We start from the raw sequence: 17,564 nt of genomic DNA on the forward strand, positions 1-17,564 counted from the left end.
AGTTTTTTTTGCAAAACTCAATTTACAACTAAAAATTATTTAAAATATCCAAGTTCAATCATTTTTTGATAAATTTTAGCTACAGTTGCCCCTGAAGTAATATTTCTCCCACCATGCTCCAAAAGAACGGTAACTACATATTTTGGCTTAGAATAAGGAGCATAAGAAGTAAGCCACGCATGAGATCTAGTATAATACTCAAATTGTTTTTCATCGACCCTATTTTTATCCGTCTGTGAAAATCCCACAACCTGAGCGGTTCCTGTTTTTGCTGCAACTTTCACATCAAGATTATGCAAATAACGATAAGAGGTTCCTCCTTGCTCATTGGCAACGGCATACATTGCATCTCTTATATAAGGCAATTGACTCTTTTCAAATAAAGTAAAAATTTCTTTTTTATTTTCATCCATTTGATTTTCTATAGTTGTATTATTATTTTCTATGCTTTTTAAAAAATGAGGTATAACCTCTCCACCTTTTGCAATTTGAGCTGTATATCTAGCAATTTGCATAGGTGTTGCAAGAAAATTACCTTGACCTATAGCTGTATTTAAAGTATCACCTTGAAACCAAGATTGTCTATATCTTTGCATCTTCCATTCTTTGCTTGGTAAAGTCCCTACAAATTCACTAGGTAAATCTACCCCTGTTTTCACTCCAAAGCCAATGCGAGATAAAGTTTCACTTATTTGATCGATTCCAACTTGCAAACTGCCATTATAAAAATAAACATCACAACTATATTTTATCGCATGTTTTAAATCCACAGGTCCATGGCCTGATCGATTCCAACATCTAAAAAACCTGCCTCCAAGCTCAATGCTTCCATTGCAAACATAATGAGTCGACGGGCTAATATTTTTAGAATTTAAAAAAGAAAGCCCTACTCCCATTTTTACAACAGAACCTGGAGGATAATATCCATTTATAAGTTTATTTGTAAAAGGATGATCAAGACTATTTGAAAGCTCATCCCAATCCTTAAAAGAAATCCCTGTTACAAAAGGATTAAGATCATATTCAGGGAAACTCCCTGCAGCTAAAATAGATCCATCATTTACATTCATAATTATAGCAGCTCCAGCATTCCCTTCAAACAATGAAGTTAAATAAGACTGAAGCTCTATATCTATCGTAAGTTCTATATCATTAGACATAGCAGGAGTGTAAGAAAGCTGTTCTACTTCTTGATTTAAGGCATTAACCTTATAAACCCTAGTTCCTTTTTCTCCTTGTAAAATATCATTATAATAGCGTTCTATACCGCTTTTTCCCGTATAGTTAGAAAGTTTTGCTATTTCATTTTCTTGAACATCTTGCAAATTTGCCTTACCTACATACCCAATAATATGCGAAGCCAATTTTCCAAAAGGATATTTTCTTTTTACAACAGGATCTATTTTTATTGTTTTATTAAGATTTAACTCTGAATAATGCGGAATAATCTCATCGTAGGGTATAAAATCTACAACTTTAATAAAATCTTGATTATAGTAAGAATCATTTCTCTTATAAATTTCTGCTAATTTACTAGCATTTAAATCGGGAAATAAATTTGTAAGTTCAGATAATTCTTTATCTAAAATTCCTTTATTTGACTTTTTAATACTTAAATAAGGTTTAATAGAAATACTAAAACCCAAATCATTAATAGCCAATAAAGTTCCATTTCTATCTGTAATTTGACCCCTAACAGGTGGTAAAAATTCAGTTTTTATGGCATTTTGTTTAGCAAGCTCTTCATAATATACATTTGATTTTATACTCAAATAATACACACGACTTAATAAAAATATAAAAAACAATAGTATAAATCCAACAACTAAACGCATTCTCATTTAAATTTTACCTTTAAAAAACACATAAGCTAAACAACATTCTATAAAAACTGAAACAATATACGCCCATCCTAAAATTTTAATTTTTTCATCTCCAATATAAGACAATATCATATCCAAAAACAAAATAATGCCGTAAGCACAAAGCACAAAAACAACAGGGATAAATTTACCAATTTTTAAATTTGTCTTAATCCAATCTGCACAAAGATAATAAAAAATAAAAAATGCCAACCAAGATGAAAAAATAAAAAAATTATAAGTTATATCAGTAAAAAATAAAAAAAATAAAGAAAAATACCATCTAAAATCAAGCTTTGAAAAAGTTCTCTCTCTCTCTTCTAATAAGCAAAACATATAACAGAAAAAAATCCCATAAAGTAACGGGGTATATACAAAAGTCGAACCAAGAATCTGATAAATTAGAAAAAAAAATCCTAAAAAGACATAAGCTCCATTAAATTTTGCTTTATAAGCACTTAAATTTCTTCTCATTTATCAAGACCTAAAGTTTGATTGATAATAATATCTTCTAAAGAATCAAGGCCAAATTTATTCAAATTTGAAACTAAAATAGAGTCTTTAAATTCATTTTTTAACTTAGCTTTTTCACTTTGATTTAATTTATCGCATTTGGTAAAAACTTTTAAAATTTTTTGATCAGGTCGTAAAAATCTTTTCAAATAGTCATTTAAATTTACATCGATCTCTAAATGAGTATGTCTTGAGTCGATTAAATGTATAAATAACTTTATCGAGGTTCTTAATTTTAAAAATTCATCTAAGTTTTGATTCCATATTTCTTTTAAATTTTTAGAAACCTTTGCATAACCAAACCCTGGCAAATCGATAAAATTGATATTAAATTTTTCTTCATTTCTTTTGCAAGCTACTTCGAAAAAATTTATAAGCTGAGTTTTTCCAGGAGTTGCCGAACTTTTGGCTAAATTTTTTTGTTTACACAAAGAATTGATTAAAGAACTTTTTCCGACATTGGAACGCCCCAAAAATGCTACTTCACTAAAATTTGAGCTCAAATTCTCATCAAATTTCACTAAAGAAGTGATAAATTTAGCACTAATTATCATTTGTCTTTAAGATCAAATACAAAACGAGCAGGTTTTTGATCCTTGCTCTCTACTCGATAAATATTAGCTTTTCTATCGACTATTATTTTATCACCAAAAAGTTTTTGATTGCTTCCAAGCTCATTTATATAAGCATGACCATTAATCTCGTAAGTATCTTTAATAACATTATAAATAAATTTATCTCCACTACCTTTATAAGTTTTACCTTTTAAAACAATCTTAAACCTAGCATTTTGCATTGCTTCATAACGAATAGGTTTGCGATTTTTATCCGTATAAATAATCAATTTTTCAGAATTTAAAATATCATCACCTCTAATTACTTCTACATTTCCACTAAGAATACTTTCACCCTTATTTTCATCTGAGTAAAAATTTAAAGCTTTTACTTCAATTTGAGTTGCCCAAGTTACACTTACACAAGCCAACAATAAAATTATTTGTCTTGCAACCACGCATTTACTCCTTGGATATTTAAAATTTTGTTTTTTACATCATAGTTTAAAGTATTTCCGTTAATAATACTTCCATTGATCAGAGCTTTAAAATTAGTATTTGTGTGTAAAATTTTATCCCTAGGTTGGTATTCTACCTCTTGAGAAATAATTTTGACATTATTAGAACCTATATAAGTAACATTTCCTTCAAACAAAACCTTGCTCATATCTTTATTGAAAAACTCTAAACGATTCGCACTAAGATTAAAATCTAAATTTAAAGTAATAAAATCATTAAATTCATCTCTATCTGCATATCTCACCCAAGAATTTGCCTTATAATATGCCTTAATTGTACTAGCATTACTCTCATAAGCTTTCAAATTTTTAGCCTCAATATTTTTAAAATTTAAAGCATTAGTTTGCAAATTTAAAGAATACGGATCTTGCAAACTTAAAATCGTAAAAGTAATTGTAAAAAGAGCAATTAAAATTCCAAAAATTTTTATAGCCAAAGCTTATTCCATTCTTCTTCTAGATGATTTTTTTCTACTAAAATTTCTATCATCTGTGCTACAGCAGCCTTACCACCTTTTTTGCTAAGCATTATGTCTACATTTAAATCTTTATGACCATCTTTTGGCTTAAAACTAAGTCCTACACTTTCAAGCAAAGCCTTATCGTTAAAATAATCCCCAATAGCCGCACACTGAGAAAAATCTAAATTAAGTTTTTGTAAAATTTCTTTTGCGCAAGCTAACTTATCCTTAATACCTTGATATAAAATTTCTATTTTTAAATCTTTAGCTCTTTTTTCAACACAAGGACAATTTCTACCTGTAATAATAGCAATTTTTTTACCAAGCTTTAGCCAAGCCTCGATAGCCGCTCCATCTTTTACATCAAATTCTTTAATAAATTCTCCATTAGAAGTATAAATAATTTTTCCATCAGTTAAACAGCCATCTACATCCAAAAAAATCAATTCTGTCATAATTTTTACTCTCTTACAACAAATGCACCTGCAAATGCACCATTTGCAGCAAAATCCCTTGCTTCATCTTCACTTCTAAAGCCTGTTAAGAAAACGCGATTTAACCCATCCACTGAGCTTGTGCGTATAGTAGAGCTATAAGTTCTATAAGTTTTATATCTTGCTGCTATCGTTTGTGCTCCAGCTGGGTTTTTAAAGGCTCCAATTTGAACCATGAAATTTCCACCTTCATAAATTTGTCCATTATTTGCAATCTCTCCACTATTTCCATAGTTTACATTAGAATGTACAATATTATTACCCGAATTACTTGATCCAAACCCTATAACCTCAAGCCTTACTGGAGCTGTTCCTGAAGCAATCATATCAATTTGACTAGCAGCTCCTTTTGATAAATCTATAATACGATTATTTACAAAAGGACCTCTATCATTCACACGAACGGTAACTTGACGATTGTTATTTAGATTGGTTACTTTTAAGATGGTATTCATAGGTAAAGTTTTATGAGCCGCGGTTAAAGCATTTTGATTATAGGTTTCGCCATTAGAGGTTTTCTTGCCGTGAAAGCCTGGCCCATACCAACTCGCAATACCATCAGCAGTTTCGCCTACTGCTACAACAGTAGGATAATAAGTTTTACCGTTGATAGTATAAGGCTTCATCGTTCCTTTAGTCCCTGAAGAACTAGGACTGCTTTTAAAATCATTTGAAGGATAATACACTTGAGCATTATCCAAGCTAGAAAAAAAACTAGTGCCTAAACAACCACTAAAAAATAAAGCCCCTAGACTAACGGCTGACAACTTTAGTGTAATTGTTTTTATTTGCATTTTTATTCTCCTTGATTGGTATAATTAATTTTTGATTAATGCTAAGATGATTTTTTGCTATTTTATTAAATTCTCGAATTTCATCAACACTTATATTATAATTTTTTGCTATTTTATATAAAGAGTCACCAGACTTAACGGTATAAGTTCTTGTCATAGGTATAGTTGTATCAACCTTTGCAAGTTTTTCTGCTTTAAAATTTTTATCAAAAAATGCTACTTTATTAAGTGGTATATACATATAATACCCTTTACCAGGAGGCGTAAAATTATGTTTAAATTGTGGATTATATTTCTTAAAAGTTGCAAGATCCATATTTAAATTTTTAGCTATTTCTTTTAAAGATGCAGAAGAAGGCACATCAACTTTTGCAAATTCATTGCTTAAAGCATAATTCATTAAAGACGCATCTTTATCTAGTAAAAAATCCCTATCATTAGCTAAAAAAGCAAGCGTTAAAATCTTTCTTATAAAATTTCTAGTTTCTAAAGAAAGATATTTCTTATCAGGGTTCAATAAAACACTTAAATCATCACTTCCTGCTTGCTTGATAGCTTGTCTTAGCTTGCCATTTCCGCAATTATAAGCTAAAAGTGCCAAATACCATTTGCCAAATTCTTCTTTTAACTCTTTTAAATAATTTGTAGCGGCATAAGTTGACTTGACCGGATCACGCCTTTCATCAACATAAGCATCGATTCTTAAACCCAAATTTCTAGCTGTTGGTTGCATAAATTGCCAAACCCCTACAGCCTTGGCATTAGAAACGCTATGAGTTTTCAAGCCTGATTCAACCATAGCTAGATACAAAATCTCATCAGGAACTTCCTGCTGGGCTAAAATTTTTCTTATCATAGGAGTAACTTTTGAAAAATTTTGCATACTATCTATTAAAGTTTGAGCATGTTTTGATTTTATATCTTGTTGAGTTTGCACAAAAATCAAATCACTAATAAAACTTGGATTAATATCTAAATTTCTTAAAACATTCATTTGTCTTTCATAAAATTCAGGAGTATTAATTTGTGCAAAAAGAAAATTAAAACATATTAAAAAACACAATAAATTTTTTTTCATTAATAACCTTTAAAAAATAATTTTTCAGAATTGTTAAAACAAATTTCTAGAAGTTCTTTTCTTGATAAATTCAATACTTCACACATTTTGTTTGCTACAAATTGAGTTAACAAAGGTTCATTTCTTTTACCACGATAAGGCTCTGGAGTAAGATATGGAGCATCAGTTTCAAGTAGTAGTTTATCTTTTGGAATTTTAGGCAAAATCTCAACTAATTTCTTAGCATTTTTAAAAGTTAAAACTCCCCCAATACCAAAATAAAATCCCTCTTCAAAAAGAGTTAGCAAATGTTCGCTTGCATTAAAGCAGTGTAAAACTCCTCCTACAAGATCCTTAGAATACCCATGTAAAATCTCATAAGTATCATGATTTGCTTCTCTTGAGTGAATGATAACAGGTTTTTTAAATTCAATAGCAAGCTCAAGCTGTGCAATAAAAATCTTTTTTTGATTTTCTTTTTCTTTTTGAATTTCTTCAGCAAGATCACTTTTAAAACGGAAATAATCAAGCCCACATTCACCTACAGCTACACACTTTTCATCGCATAAATACTGCCTTAAAATTTTCTCATCATAATTATCAATTTCATAAGGATGCACCCCTGCTGCAAAAAAAATATTTTTATATTTATGAGCAATTGTAGCTGCATAAGGCAAGTCTTTTATATCAGCACCAGGTATGATGATTTTCTCTATACCATTTTTAAAAGCACGATTTAAAGTTTCATCTAAATCATCTTTAAATGCTTCACTGTCTAGATGGCAATGCGTATCAACAATCCTTAAACCATCTTGAAAATCAAGATTTAAGAACATACTTCAACTCTATCCTTGCCATTATCTTTTGCTTGAGACAATATTTTACTTGCTTTATCAACCAAAGAATTAATCTTATCTCCACTTTTTCCAAAAACCACGCCTATAGAAGCTGTAAAAAAGACTTCATCTAAATTAACTAAAACACCAGCTTTTTTTATATTTACTCGTATACGAGAAAAGATTTTAATCGCTCTTTCTTGGGATATATTTTTAAGTAAAATACAAATTTTTTCTGCACTATATCTACCTACAAGATCTCTTCCTTTAGTTTCATTAACTATTTCATTGGCGCAGATTTTAATTACTTCATCACCAACTTCACGGCCGTATTCATCGTTAATCATTTGAAGATTATCTATATCTAAGAAAGCAAAAGCAAATTCCTCGTCTTTTGTTGCTATTTCGTTAAAATAATCATCTATTCCATCGATTAAAGCATTATAATTTTTAACCCCAGATACAGGATCTAAAACATTATAAGTGCTTAAAAATTTTTTATCATCCATGTAAGATAAACAACGATCTAAGCGACAATTAAAACTTTCTTTGCTTAAAGGCTTAAACAAATACTCATTAACTCCATTTTTAAAAGAATTCGCTTCAAATGAATCATTATGATCCCCCAAAAGAATCACACCTAATTCATCATCACTAAAACGTTCTCTTACTTGAGTCAAAAGCTCAAAACCACTAATTACTGGCATATTGACATCTGCTATAATAAGCTTAACATCATTATTATCATTTAAATAACTCATTGCTTCTTCACCATGAGCTGCAGCTAAAACATTAAATTGTCTTTGAGTAAGTATTTTTTTAATTTCATTACGTTCAGGTAGCTTGCTCATAGCTAAAATCACTTTAGTTTTTGCATATTGATTAAGTTTTACAATAGAACTAATAATCTCATCAATGCAAGTTTCACTTTCTTTAAAAATATAATCTAATATATCTTTATCCATAAATTTTTCTTTAGTAGCCTTATCACCACTAGCCGTAAGAACAATAGCAGGAATTTTCTTTTCTATAACATAATCCACAACTTCACCATTTGGGGCATCTGGCAAACATAAATCCACAAAAGCTAAAAAATAATCATTATTCATTAATTCCTTAGCTTCGGCAAAACCAAAAGCAATATCTACCTCATAATCTAAAGTCATTTGAATTTTTTTAGCTAAAAGTTTGCCGAGCATTTTATTGTCATCAATAATTAAAATTTTCTTATTCATAGTGTGTAAAATACCTTTATATCTAAAATTTTTAATATATTTGTTTCAAAGAAAGGAAATTTTATAGTTATATATTCTAACATAGTAAAATAAAAAATCCGCTTAATCCTTAAACAAGGTCTTAGCAAATTCGATCGCTTCATCACTAACAAGCTCTCCACTTACCATCCTAGCAAGCTCTTTAATTCTTTCTTCTTGATCAAGCTTTTTTACCTTGCTTTCTTCGCCATTTTTTTCAACTAAAAAATGATTATGCGCCTTAGAGGAAAGTTGAGGCAAATGAGAAATAGCAAAAATTTGATAAAACTTAGAAAGCTCCTCTAAAACCTTGGCTATACTCATAGCCTCTTTTCCGCTTAAATTTGCATCGATTTCATCTAAAAATAATATCCCTTTGCCTGCATTTAAAATTTTACATTCTGTGGCTATAAAAGCAAGTCTTAAGCGATTTAATTCACCCGAACTTAAATTTTTTAAATGAGCTAAATTAATATCTAGCCTTATCTCATCTTTGCCTAAAATTGAAATTTTTTCATTTTCTTTAAGTGTCAAACTTGCGTCTTTCATATAAAGATCTTTAAGATAATTATTTAAACATTTTTCTAATTTTTTAAGGTTTTTCTTTCTTGTTTGAGTTAAAATTTGTGCTTTTTCTTCTAATTTTTGTTTTAATTCTTGAAATTTTTTTTCAAGTTCTTTTTTTTCAAAACTTAAATTTTCATAATGTTCTAGTTCATGTTTCTTTTGCTTTAAAACTTCTAAAGCATTTTCTATGCTTTCATAACGCTTGATGAGATAGGATAAATTTTCAATGCGATCTAAAAGCGTCTCCACATCAAAATCCAAATCTTCCATTTTTTGATTTTCACAAATCACGCGTAATTCATTTAAACATTCACTAAAAAAACTTGCATCAACTTCGCTTAAATTTAAAGCTTCAATAACAACTTTTTCAAGCTCAAAAATACGCTCTGCCTTACTCCAAGCTTCTTCTAATTTATCTTTTTTAGAAAGCTTTTTTTTAAGTATTAAAAGCTCTTCATACTCACCTATTTTAGGATTAATGCTTGAAATTTTTTCAATTTGCACTCTAGCTAATTCTTTTAATTCTTCTACTTTTTTTTCTTCTTCTAAAATTGCATTAAGCTCATTAGAAATTTGACTATAAGCATTAAAATCTTTTTTAAAATCTTCTAAAAAGGAAATAAAATTTGTATTTTCTTGCATTTCTAAGGCATCTAAGAGATTTAAAAATTTTTCATTTCCAAATTCGTTATTTTCCTTTGCGCTTAAATACTTAATAAAAGTTTTACTTAAATTTTGCAAACTTTTTTTCGCTATGCTTTGATTGTTAATAAAATATTTTGTGTTTTTTTCTTTTAAAAGCTTAAAAACATTCTCCTCTTCGCTTTCTATGCCAAAACTTTCTAAATCTAACTTATCATCTAGTTCTATTTCGACAATTTTAGCCTCACTTTCACTCAAAGAAAATGCGGATAAAATTCCTTTAAACAAAACTGATTTTCCAGCTCCACTTAGGCCTGTAAAAACGGTAAGCCCTTTAGAAATTTCAAGCTCAGCCTTTTTAAAACCAAGATTTTCTTTCATAAAAATTCTATTTATCATCAATTTCCCCAGTGTAATTTTTCTTTTAAAATTTGAAAATAATCCCTATTTTTTGGGTGAATTAAAGCCACATTTTTATCACTTAAACCCACTTTTATACTTTTAAAATCATTCATTTTATAATTTTCTTGCCCATCAATACAAAGTATGCAATCCTTTGCCATAATCTCTATTTCAAAACCTTTTGGCAAAACAATAGGGCGTTGTGTTAAAGAATGAGAACAAACAGGAGTTAAGATAAAAGCTTGAGCTAAAGTATAAACTATGGGCCCATTTGCACTTAAATTATAAGCTGTTGAACCCGCAGGAGTTGCAACAATAAGCCCATCTCCAAAATATTCATTAAATTTCTTTTCTTTTCTAAAAACTTCTATATGAGCCATAGAAGCTTGATTGTTTTTACTGATGACCACATCGTTAAAAGCTAATTTTTCTAAAATTTTTCCTTGCTTATCTTCTAAAAAAACACTTAACAAATAAGGCTTTTCTATTCTAAATTCTCCTTGAAAAAAAGCTTGAAAAAAATTTTCAGCTTCATCAACTTTAAAATCTGTTAAAAAACCTAAATGTCCAGCATGAATTCCTAAAACTGCTTTATCATATTCACAAGCTTTACGGCATAAAGAAATCAAAGTTCCATCTCCACCTAAAGAAATAACAAAATCAGATATTTTAAACAAATCATCCAATCCATACTTTGGCAAATCTAAAATTTCAGAACTTTCTTTAAGCAATACAAGTTCAACTTTATATATAGATAAAATCGATTGAAGTTTTAAAATTTCCTTATCTAAACTCACATTGGGTCGCGTAACAAGTCCAATTTTTTTAATATTTTTATAATCTATTTTATTTTGCATAAAAAATTATATCAAATCTTAGCAAAGCAAAAGAATAAAAATACTATAATTTTGCTCATTATCTTAAAAAATCTTTTTCAAGGAATAAATTTGCGAAGTCATTATAATACAGACTTGGGAATTTCCCATGTTGGTCAAAGCGTTAAACTTTGCGGTTGGGTAAATAGCTACCGCGATCATGGTGGAGTTATTTTTATAGATTTAAGAGATAGAAGCGGTATTATCCAACTTGTTTGCGATCCAAATGATAGCAAAGAAGCTCATGAAATCGCTTCCAATGCAAGAAATGAATTTGTACTTATTGCAGAAGGTGCTATTCGTCCGCGTGGCGAAGGACTTGTAAATCCTAAATTAAAAACAGGAGAAATCGAAGTAGTTGTTTCTAAACTTACCATAGAAAATGAAAGTGCCGTACCTCCTTTTGCTATCGCTGATGAAAGTGTAAATGAAGAATTACGCTTAAAATATCGCTTTTTAGATTTAAGAAATCCTAAACTTTATGAAAATTTTGCCTTGCGTTCTAAAGCTTGTATAGCAGCTAGAAATTCTTTGGCAAATATGGGATTTTTAGAAGTTGAAACCCCTATTCTTACCAAAGCTACTCCCGAAGGTGCAAGAGATTATCTCGTGCCTTCTCGTGTGCATCAGGGTGAATTTTATGCTCTTCCACAAAGCCCTCAGCTTTTCAAACAACTTTTAATGTGTAGCGGTTTTGATCGTTATTTTCAAATCGCAAAATGTTTTAGAGATGAAGATTTAAGAGCTGATCGCCAACCTGAATTCACACAAATTGATGTTGAAATGAGTTTTTGCGAACAAAAAGATGTAATCAATGTAGCTGAAACTTTTTTAAAAGATATTTTCAAAGCTTGCGGCAAAGAAATTCAAACCCCTTTTAGACAAATGCAATACAAAGACGCTATGGAAAATTATGGCTCTGATAAGCCAGATTTAAGATTTGATCTTAAATTTATTGATGTGATTGATATTTTTGCTAAGTCAAATAATGAAATTTTTGCAAATATTGCCAAAGATACAAAGAAAAATCGCATCAAAGCCATACGCGTTCCAAAAGGCGATACTATTTTTTCAAAAAGACAAATGCAAAGATTTGAAGAATTTGTGCGTAAATTTGGTGCTCAAGGCTTAGCTTTTATACAAGTTAAAGAAGATGGGCTTAAAGGTCCACTTTGTAAATTCTTTAGCGAAGAAGATTTAAATGAGCTAAGCAAACGCTGTGAACTTGAAGTAGGAGATGTGGTATTTTTCGGTGCAGGAGCTAAAAAAACAGTGCTTGATTATATGGGAAGATTTAGAATTTTCTTAGCCAACGAGTTAAATCTTATAGATCCAAATGCCTTAGAATTCTTATGGGTTGTTGATTTTCCTATGTTTGAGCAAAATGATGACGGAAGTTATTCTGCGATGCACCATCCTTTTACCATGCCAAAAAATATCGATGAGACTGATTTAGAAGAAATTTCATCTATTGCTTATGATGTAGTGTTAAATGGCGTTGAGCTAGGTGGAGGTAGTATAAGAATCCATAAAAATGATATTCAACAAAAAGTATTTAAACTTTTAAATATCGATGAAGAACAACAAAAAGAAAAATTTGGCTTCTTGCTTGATGCTTTAAGTTTTGGTGCTCCACCACATGGAGGTATCGCTATAGGACTTGATAGACTCATCATGCTAGTTACAGGAGCAAACAACATAAGAGAGGTTATAGCCTTTCCAAAAACCCAAAGAGCGCAATGCTTAATGACAGATGCACCATCGCCTGCTAGCAATGAAGCAATGAGAGAATTAGGAATCAAATTAAGGGAGAATATAAAATGAAAGAATTGTTTTTAATCATAGGTGCACCAGGTAGTGGAAAAACTACTGATGCTAGTTTAATCGCACAAGCAGATGCGACAAATATTACACACTATTCAACAGGAGATCTTTTAAGAGCTGAAGTAGCAAGTGGGAGCGAGCTTGGAAAAACTATAGATAGTTTTATCTCCAAAGGCAATCTTGTTCCTTTAGATGTTGTTATAAATACTATAGTTTGTGCTCTAAAAGCTGCTCCAACTAAAACTATCATCATCGATGGCTATCCAAGAAGCATAGAGCAAATGATGGAATTTGATAAGGTTTTAAGTGAGCAAAATGAAATTTGTCTTAAAGGCGTCATAGAAGTAAGAGTAAGCGAAGAAGTTGCTAAAGAAAGAGTTTTAGGCAGAAATCGTGGTGCAGATGATAATGAGGAAGTGTTTTACAATAGAATGAAAGTTTATACAGAACCTTTAAATGAAATTTTAGATTTTTATCAAAAGAAAAAACTTCATTTTATTATCGATGGAGAGCGCACTATCGAACCTATCGTTGCAGACATGAAAGAACTGATTAAAAAAATTCAAAGTATATAAGGAGAAAAAATGGATTTAAGCAAAATCAAAATCGGAGATATTCCAAATAAAATCAATGCCGTAATTGAAATTCCATATGGCTCAAACATAAAATACGAAATCGATAAAGATAGCGGTGCTATCATGGTAGATCGCGTTATGGCTAGCGCGATGTTTTACCCAGCAAACTATGGTTTTATTGCTAATACTTTGGCCGATGATGGTGATCCTGTGGATATTTTAGTGCTTAATGAATATCCTATCCAAGCTGGAGCTGTGATTCCTTGCCGCTTAATCGGTGTTTTAATCATGGAAGATGAAAGTGGAATGGACGAAAAACTTCTTGCAGTTCCAAATTCAAAAATAGATGCGAGATATGATAATATAAAAACTTATACAGACTTACCACAGGCAACTTTGAATAAAATCAAAAACTTCTTTGAAACTTATAAAATTTTAGAACCAAATAAATGGGTTAAAGTGCAAGACTTCAAAGATGAAAAAGCCGCAATTGAAATTTTAGAAAAAGCAATCAAAAACTATAAATAATCTTAGCCCTTTCAAAGGGCTAAGCTTAAGGAAAACTCGCAATGAAAAATATCATTTTAGGTGGTGGTTGTTTTTGGTGTATTGAAGCCGTATTTGAACGTCTAAAAGGTGTAATCAATACTGAAGTTGGATATAGCGGAGGAAAAACAAATCCTAGCTATGAAAGCGTGTGTAATGGTGATGGTAACATAGAAGTTGTCAAAATAAATTACGATGAAAAACAAATCTCTCTTCTTGAAATCCTAATACTCTTTTTTAAAATTCATGATCCAACAAGTATAGATAAACAAGGTGAAGATATTGGCATACAATATCGCTCAATAATATTTTACGAAAATGAAGAAGATAAAATTTTAGCTCAAAATTTCATTGAAGAACAGCAAAAAATATTTAGTAAAAAAATAGTTACTAAAATTTCAAGATTGCAAACTTACTATAAAGCTGAAAACTATCATCAACATTATTTTATAAATAATCCCGATCAAGGATATTGTCAAGCTGTAATAGCTCCAAAACTGCAAAAAATACAATCAGACTAATTTCATCTTTTTAAGGTTAAAAAAAATTCAACTTTATTCACAGCCTTTTCACGCTGTGATTTTCTTTTCAAAGTACTTAAAAATAGAACTTTAAGCTTTAAAATAAAGAAAAAATTATTTATTGTTTTTTAAGTTTTTTTATGAATTTGTATTTAAATGTGAATAATTTTATTAATTAACATAATTTCCTAAGTTTAGCTATGAAAAATCCATCATAGTCTAAGCTTGGTAAAATCCGTCTGCATTTTGAAATTTCAGCAAATTCTTCACTTTGCCCTGCTTTAGCCTCAACATTTTCCAAATCAATATCTAAAAGCTCTAATTTAAACTCACTTTTTAAAGCATTCTCTATCACTTCTTCATTTTCTTCTTTGGTAAAGGTGCAAGTACTATATACAAGCTCTCCACCTATTTTTAATGCCTTTAAAGCAGAATGTAGAAGTTTTTTTTGAGTTTTTGCAATATTTTTGATTTCTTTATAACTTTTTTCCAAATCAAAACCTATTTTAGCAAAAGTCGAACAAGGTGCATCAAGTAAGATTTTATCAAATTTTAAAGGACATAAATTGCCTATATTTTTACCATCTTTCATAAAAACTTTAGCATTCACGCCGTAATTTTTAAGATTTTTTTGCAAAATAAAAAATCTATCCCTACTCATCTCATTGCAAGCTAAATAACCTGTATTTTGCATAAAATTTGCAAGATTGATACTTTTGCCACCCGGAGCTGCACACATATCAAGAACACTTTGCCCTGCTTTGACCTCTAAATTTAAAGCACACAAATAAGAAGAATAATTTTGTATATAAAAGTGCGCCTCATTAAAAGCTTTCATAGAACTTAAGATAGCCTTATCTTTGGCATCAAACAAATAACAATAAACATTGATCTTTTTAAATTTTAAATTTTGTTTTAAAAATTCTTTTTCTAATTCTTCAATGCTAGTTTTTAAAGTATTTGCAAATACACAAACATTTTTTTCTTGAGCAAAAGAAGATAAAATATTTTGCATTTCATCTTTAGTATAAAGTTTTTCTATTCTAGAGAGCAAAATAATCCTTTATCATGATAAAAGCAGCTAAAGAATCTAATTTACCATCTTTTTTGCGTGTATTGGCTACGCCGTATCCTAAAGCTTCTTTACTTGTTCCGCTTTCATCTACAAAACAAATTTCTTTATCAAATTCAAGCAAAGAAACAAAATGCTTAATGCGTCTTGTCATTTCTTCTTCTCTTGATCCACCCTTAGGAATGCCTACAATGAGTAAAGAAATTTCATGTATTTTAAGTAAATTTTTGATTTCATTGGCAGCTTGATTGCGATTTTTTCTTAAAACTGCATCTAAAGGCAAAGCGATCTTTTTATCTATGCAAAGCGCTACACCTATGCGTTTTAAACCTACATCTAAAGCCAAAGCTCTCATACTAAAACCCTTATAAAAAGCCCTTCTATGGAAATTTTTCCCTCAAGTTCATATTCATAAACTTTTTGTCCATAAATTTTTAAAGCCTCATCAACACTCACACCTTTTTTACAAAACTCTAAAAACTCATCTTGATTCATATCTATACTTGCAAACTCACTTACAAATTCTTTAAAATCACAAATTAACTTTGCTTTATTTTCCTTTAAAAGTAAATTAGTCCCTGTGCTTTCTCCTAGTCTTTGCGGTAAAACATATAAAGGCTTATTGAGTTCTAAAGCAAGTTTTGCACTTTGCATGGAACCACTTTTTATATCTGCTTGCGCAACCACAACAGCCTTACTTAAAGCAATAACCAAACGATTTCTTAGTAAAAAGTCATAATTTTTTGGCAAATAATCATCTTCGTATTCGCTTAAAGCTAAAGCATTTTCATAAATTTGCTTAATGATTTTTTCATTAGTTCTTGGATAAATTTGATCTAAACCATTGGCAAAAATACCTATAGTATTTGGCATAGCCGCCATACTTGCGGTGATATCCACACCCAAAGCACCGCCACTTACCACACAAAGATGAGCATTTTTAAGCATACTCGCTAAAGAAAAAACACAATTTTTCGTATAAATACTCATACGCCTTGAACCTATAATAGCGATTTTATCTTGTTTTAATAAAGATAAATTTCCTTTATAGTGTAATTTTTTAGGAGGCTTTTTTAAATCTTTAAAAAGTTCTAAAAATTCATCAGGCAAAATTTCACTTGCCATAAATTTCACTCAAATACACAAGATCAACGCCTTTTAACAAATCCTTACTTTGCTCTAAAGCTTTAAAAGTATTTTTCCTAGGATGTCCTATGGCTATAACAAAACCTTTTTTTTGTGCAAGTTTTACCGCACTTTCAAGTTGTTTTTTAACATAATTAACATCATCTTCATTATCCAAAAACACATCTCTTTGTATATAAGGAACATTTAACTCTTTGGCTATTTTATTTGCTTTAGAATTTCCTATAGTTTTAGAATCTACAAAAAATATATTTTGATTTTTTAAAACCTCATAAAGCTTTCTCATAGCTTCTTCATTGCTTGTAAATAAACTTCCCGTGTGATTATTGATGTATCTTAAATCCTTAAAATCTTTTTTAATTTGCTTGATTTTTTTAAAAATTCTTTCTTTGCTATCATTTGGATTTAAAGTATCAAGCTCAGGTTTATTGTAATTAATCGCTGCTAAAGGTAAATGCACCATATAAAAATCAAATTTTAAAGCAAGTTTTGGCGTTTCGCTATGGTTTTTATCTGGCGGAAAAAAAGAAGGATTTAACTTTAAATTTAAAGCTTTTAAACCTCTAACCTGACTTGCATTTGCCATATCATCGATAATAATAGCAAGTTTTGGTTTTTTAGAAATTTTATTTAAATGAATATCTTCATCAAAAGTTAAATTTTGATCTTGGGTTAAATTTGTATCTTTTGGAATAAAATTTTGTTCTAAACTCTGATTTTGCTCTAAACTTAAATTCTGCTCTACATTGCTTAAATTTTGCTCATTTAAACTTGTGTTTAAATCATCAATTTCTTGAATTTTTTGCTCTAAAATACTTACAGATTTATTATTATCAAACTCATTCTCTTGAAAAATACCAATTTCATAATGATCTTTATTTGATGAAATTAAATCTTCTTGCTTATCAATAAAATAATCCGGCTTAACAGAAGAAACATCTTGGGAATTTTGATATTTTACTAAAATTCCCAAAGCTAAAGCTATGCAAAGTAAAAAAAGTATAGCTATGATTAAATAACGCTGAATTTGAACTAATTTTTTCTTTGACAAT

General features: G+C 29.8%; 20 protein-coding genes. 4 read left to right on the forward strand and 16 right to left on the reverse strand.

Going from position 1 to position 17,564, the window contains the following annotated elements; genetic code table 11:
• Positions 1-35 precede the first annotated feature (35 nt).
• From mrdA to ELQ06_RS02105, 12 genes are all read right to left on the reverse strand, one after another.
• A complete protein-coding gene (mrdA, locus tag ELQ06_RS02050) occupies positions 36-1,841 on the reverse strand; it encodes a penicillin-binding protein 2 (protein ID WP_002868421.1) in 1,806 nt (601 codons plus the stop codon).
• On the reverse strand, positions 1,842-2,336 hold the full coding sequence (locus ELQ06_RS02055) for a membrane protein (protein WP_002852364.1): 495 nt from the start codon (positions 2,334-2,336) through the stop codon (positions 1,842-1,844).
• Positions 2,333-2,929, reverse strand: coding sequence for a ribosome biogenesis GTP-binding protein YihA/YsxC (yihA, locus tag ELQ06_RS02060; RefSeq protein WP_002859990.1), 597 nt, complete (start codon positions 2,927-2,929; stop codon positions 2,333-2,335). Before yihA ends, ELQ06_RS02055 begins: the two co-directional genes overlap by 4 nt.
• Entirely contained in the window at positions 2,926-3,387 is a 462-nt protein-coding gene (locus ELQ06_RS02065) for an LptA/OstA family protein (protein WP_002859586.1), read from the reverse strand. The genes yihA and ELQ06_RS02065 overlap by 4 nt, the downstream gene beginning before the upstream one ends.
• Positions 3,369-3,884 (reverse strand): hypothetical protein, encoded by a 516-nt coding sequence (locus ELQ06_RS02070; protein ID WP_052797772.1) that lies wholly within the window; start codon positions 3,882-3,884, stop codon positions 3,369-3,371. The genes ELQ06_RS02065 and ELQ06_RS02070 overlap by 19 nt, the downstream gene beginning before the upstream one ends.
• Positions 3,875-4,363 carry an HAD-IIIA family hydrolase gene (locus ELQ06_RS02075; RefSeq protein ID WP_002859584.1) on the reverse strand — a complete coding sequence of 163 codons (489 nt, stop codon included), beginning with the start codon at positions 4,361-4,363 and terminating at the stop codon, positions 3,875-3,877. Before ELQ06_RS02075 ends, ELQ06_RS02070 begins: the two co-directional genes overlap by 10 nt.
• Positions 4,364-4,368: 5 nt before the next feature.
• The gene (locus ELQ06_RS02080; protein ID WP_052797773.1) at positions 4,369-5,196 is read right to left on the reverse strand and encodes a septal ring lytic transglycosylase RlpA family protein; all 828 of its coding nucleotides are present in this window, start codon (positions 5,194-5,196) and stop codon (positions 4,369-4,371) included.
• Positions 5,156-6,274, reverse strand: a complete 1,119-nt coding sequence (locus ELQ06_RS02085; RefSeq protein WP_002855040.1) for a lytic transglycosylase domain-containing protein — start codon at positions 6,272-6,274, stop codon at positions 5,156-5,158. Before ELQ06_RS02085 ends, ELQ06_RS02080 begins: the two co-directional genes overlap by 41 nt.
• Entirely contained in the window at positions 6,274-7,089 is an 816-nt protein-coding gene (locus ELQ06_RS02090) for a TatD family hydrolase (protein WP_002856820.1), read from the reverse strand. Before ELQ06_RS02090 ends, ELQ06_RS02085 begins: the two co-directional genes overlap by 1 nt.
• Positions 7,080-8,324 carry a bile resistance response regulator CbrR gene (gene cbrR / locus ELQ06_RS02095; RefSeq protein ID WP_052797774.1) on the reverse strand — a complete coding sequence of 415 codons (1,245 nt, stop codon included), beginning with the start codon at positions 8,322-8,324 and terminating at the stop codon, positions 7,080-7,082. Before cbrR ends, ELQ06_RS02090 begins: the two co-directional genes overlap by 10 nt.
• A gap of 102 nt (positions 8,325-8,426) precedes the next feature.
• Positions 8,427-9,950: an AAA family ATPase gene (locus ELQ06_RS02100; RefSeq protein WP_052797775.1), complete on the reverse strand. Its 1,524-nt coding sequence runs from the start codon at positions 9,948-9,950 to the stop codon at positions 8,427-8,429.
• Positions 9,950-10,810, reverse strand: coding sequence for an NAD(+) kinase (locus tag ELQ06_RS02105; RefSeq protein WP_002852365.1), 861 nt, complete (start codon positions 10,808-10,810; stop codon positions 9,950-9,952). The genes ELQ06_RS02100 and ELQ06_RS02105 overlap by 1 nt, the downstream gene beginning before the upstream one ends.
• A gap of 90 nt (positions 10,811-10,900) precedes the next feature.
• Between ELQ06_RS02105 and aspS the strand changes: the two genes are divergently transcribed.
• From aspS to msrA, 4 genes are read left to right on the forward strand one after another with little or no spacing between them, the layout of a single operon-like run.
• A complete protein-coding gene (gene aspS, locus ELQ06_RS02110) occupies positions 10,901-12,652 on the forward strand; it encodes an aspartate--tRNA ligase (RefSeq protein WP_052797776.1) in 1,752 nt (583 codons plus the stop codon).
• Complete coding sequence (locus ELQ06_RS02115) at positions 12,649-13,227, forward strand: adenylate kinase (RefSeq protein WP_052794065.1); 579 nt, start codon at positions 12,649-12,651, stop codon at positions 13,225-13,227. The genes aspS and ELQ06_RS02115 overlap by 4 nt, the downstream gene beginning before the upstream one ends.
• 9 nt (positions 13,228-13,236) lie before the next feature.
• Entirely contained in the window at positions 13,237-13,755 is a 519-nt protein-coding gene (gene ppa, locus ELQ06_RS02120; protein WP_002871349.1) for an inorganic diphosphatase, read from the forward strand.
• Positions 13,756-13,796: 41 nt separating this feature from the next.
• Positions 13,797-14,294 carry a peptide-methionine (S)-S-oxide reductase MsrA gene (gene msrA, locus ELQ06_RS02125; protein ID WP_002875505.1) on the forward strand — a complete coding sequence of 166 codons (498 nt, stop codon included), beginning with the start codon at positions 13,797-13,799 and terminating at the stop codon, positions 14,292-14,294.
• A 175-nt stretch (positions 14,295-14,469) separates the two neighbouring features.
• Here msrA and ELQ06_RS02130 read toward each other — a convergent pair whose 3' ends face one another.
• The 4 genes from ELQ06_RS02130 to ELQ06_RS02145 are packed head-to-tail and all read right to left on the reverse strand — an operon-like array spanning position 14,470 to position 17,563.
• Positions 14,470-15,309 carry an RsmB/NOP family class I SAM-dependent RNA methyltransferase gene (locus ELQ06_RS02130; RefSeq protein WP_010891872.1) on the reverse strand — a complete coding sequence of 280 codons (840 nt, stop codon included), beginning with the start codon at positions 15,307-15,309 and terminating at the stop codon, positions 14,470-14,472.
• 28 nt (positions 15,310-15,337) lie between these two features.
• Entirely contained in the window at positions 15,338-15,721 is a 384-nt protein-coding gene (gene ruvX, locus ELQ06_RS02135) for a Holliday junction resolvase RuvX (RefSeq protein WP_052797777.1), read from the reverse strand.
• The gene (locus ELQ06_RS02140) at positions 15,718-16,491 is read right to left on the reverse strand and encodes a DNA-processing protein DprA (protein ID WP_052794066.1); all 774 of its coding nucleotides are present in this window, start codon (positions 16,489-16,491) and stop codon (positions 15,718-15,720) included. The genes ruvX and ELQ06_RS02140 overlap by 4 nt, the downstream gene beginning before the upstream one ends.
• Positions 16,481-17,563: a divergent polysaccharide deacetylase family protein gene (locus ELQ06_RS02145; protein ID WP_052797778.1), complete on the reverse strand. Its 1,083-nt coding sequence runs from the start codon at positions 17,561-17,563 to the stop codon at positions 16,481-16,483. The genes ELQ06_RS02140 and ELQ06_RS02145 overlap by 11 nt, the downstream gene beginning before the upstream one ends.
• Position 17,564: the final 1 nt, after the last annotated feature.

The organism is Campylobacter sp. CH246 (genome assembly GCF_004378835.1).
GTDB classification, from domain to species: domain Bacteria; phylum Campylobacterota; class Campylobacteria; order Campylobacterales; family Campylobacteraceae; genus Campylobacter_D; species Campylobacter_D jejuni.

What these genes read in the sequence shown, in the direction of transcription:
- mrdA (WP_002868421.1), bottom strand. Translation starts at nt 1,841, where the DNA reads ATGAGAATGCGTTTAGTTGTTGGATTTATACTATTGTTTTTTATATTT.
- ELQ06_RS02055 (WP_002852364.1), bottom strand. Translation starts at nt 2,336, where the DNA reads ATGAGAAGAAATTTAAGTGCTTATAAAGCAAAATTTAATGGAGCTTAT.
- yihA (WP_002859990.1), bottom strand. Translation starts at nt 2,929, where the DNA reads ATGATAATTAGTGCTAAATTTATCACTTCTTTAGTGAAATTTGATGAG.
- ELQ06_RS02075 (WP_002859584.1), bottom strand. Translation starts at nt 4,363, where the DNA reads ATGACAGAATTGATTTTTTTGGATGTAGATGGCTGTTTAACTGATGGA.
- ELQ06_RS02080 (WP_052797773.1), bottom strand. Translation starts at nt 5,196, where the DNA reads ATGCAAATAAAAACAATTACACTAAAGTTGTCAGCCGTTAGTCTAGGG.
- ELQ06_RS02085 (WP_002855040.1), bottom strand. Translation starts at nt 6,274, where the DNA reads ATGAAAAAAAATTTATTGTGTTTTTTAATATGTTTTAATTTTCTTTTT.
- ELQ06_RS02090 (WP_002856820.1), bottom strand. Translation starts at nt 7,089, where the DNA reads ATGTTCTTAAATCTTGATTTTCAAGATGGTTTAAGGATTGTTGATACG.
- cbrR (WP_052797774.1), bottom strand. Translation starts at nt 8,324, where the DNA reads ATGAATAAGAAAATTTTAATTATTGATGACAATAAAATGCTCGGCAAA.
- ELQ06_RS02100 (WP_052797775.1), bottom strand. Translation starts at nt 9,950, where the DNA reads ATGATAAATAGAATTTTTATGAAAGAAAATCTTGGTTTTAAAAAGGCT.
- ELQ06_RS02105 (WP_002852365.1), bottom strand. Translation starts at nt 10,810, where the DNA reads ATGCAAAATAAAATAGATTATAAAAATATTAAAAAAATTGGACTTGTT.
- ELQ06_RS02115 (WP_052794065.1), top strand. Translation starts at nt 12,649, where the DNA reads ATGAAAGAATTGTTTTTAATCATAGGTGCACCAGGTAGTGGAAAAACT.
- ppa (WP_002871349.1), top strand. Translation starts at nt 13,237, where the DNA reads ATGGATTTAAGCAAAATCAAAATCGGAGATATTCCAAATAAAATCAAT.
- msrA (WP_002875505.1), top strand. Translation starts at nt 13,797, where the DNA reads ATGAAAAATATCATTTTAGGTGGTGGTTGTTTTTGGTGTATTGAAGCC.
- ELQ06_RS02130 (WP_010891872.1), bottom strand. Translation starts at nt 15,309, where the DNA reads ATGCAAAATATTTTATCTTCTTTTGCTCAAGAAAAAAATGTTTGTGTA.
- ruvX (WP_052797777.1), bottom strand. Translation starts at nt 15,721, where the DNA reads ATGAGAGCTTTGGCTTTAGATGTAGGTTTAAAACGCATAGGTGTAGCG.
- ELQ06_RS02140 (WP_052794066.1), bottom strand. Translation starts at nt 16,491, where the DNA reads ATGGCAAGTGAAATTTTGCCTGATGAATTTTTAGAACTTTTTAAAGAT.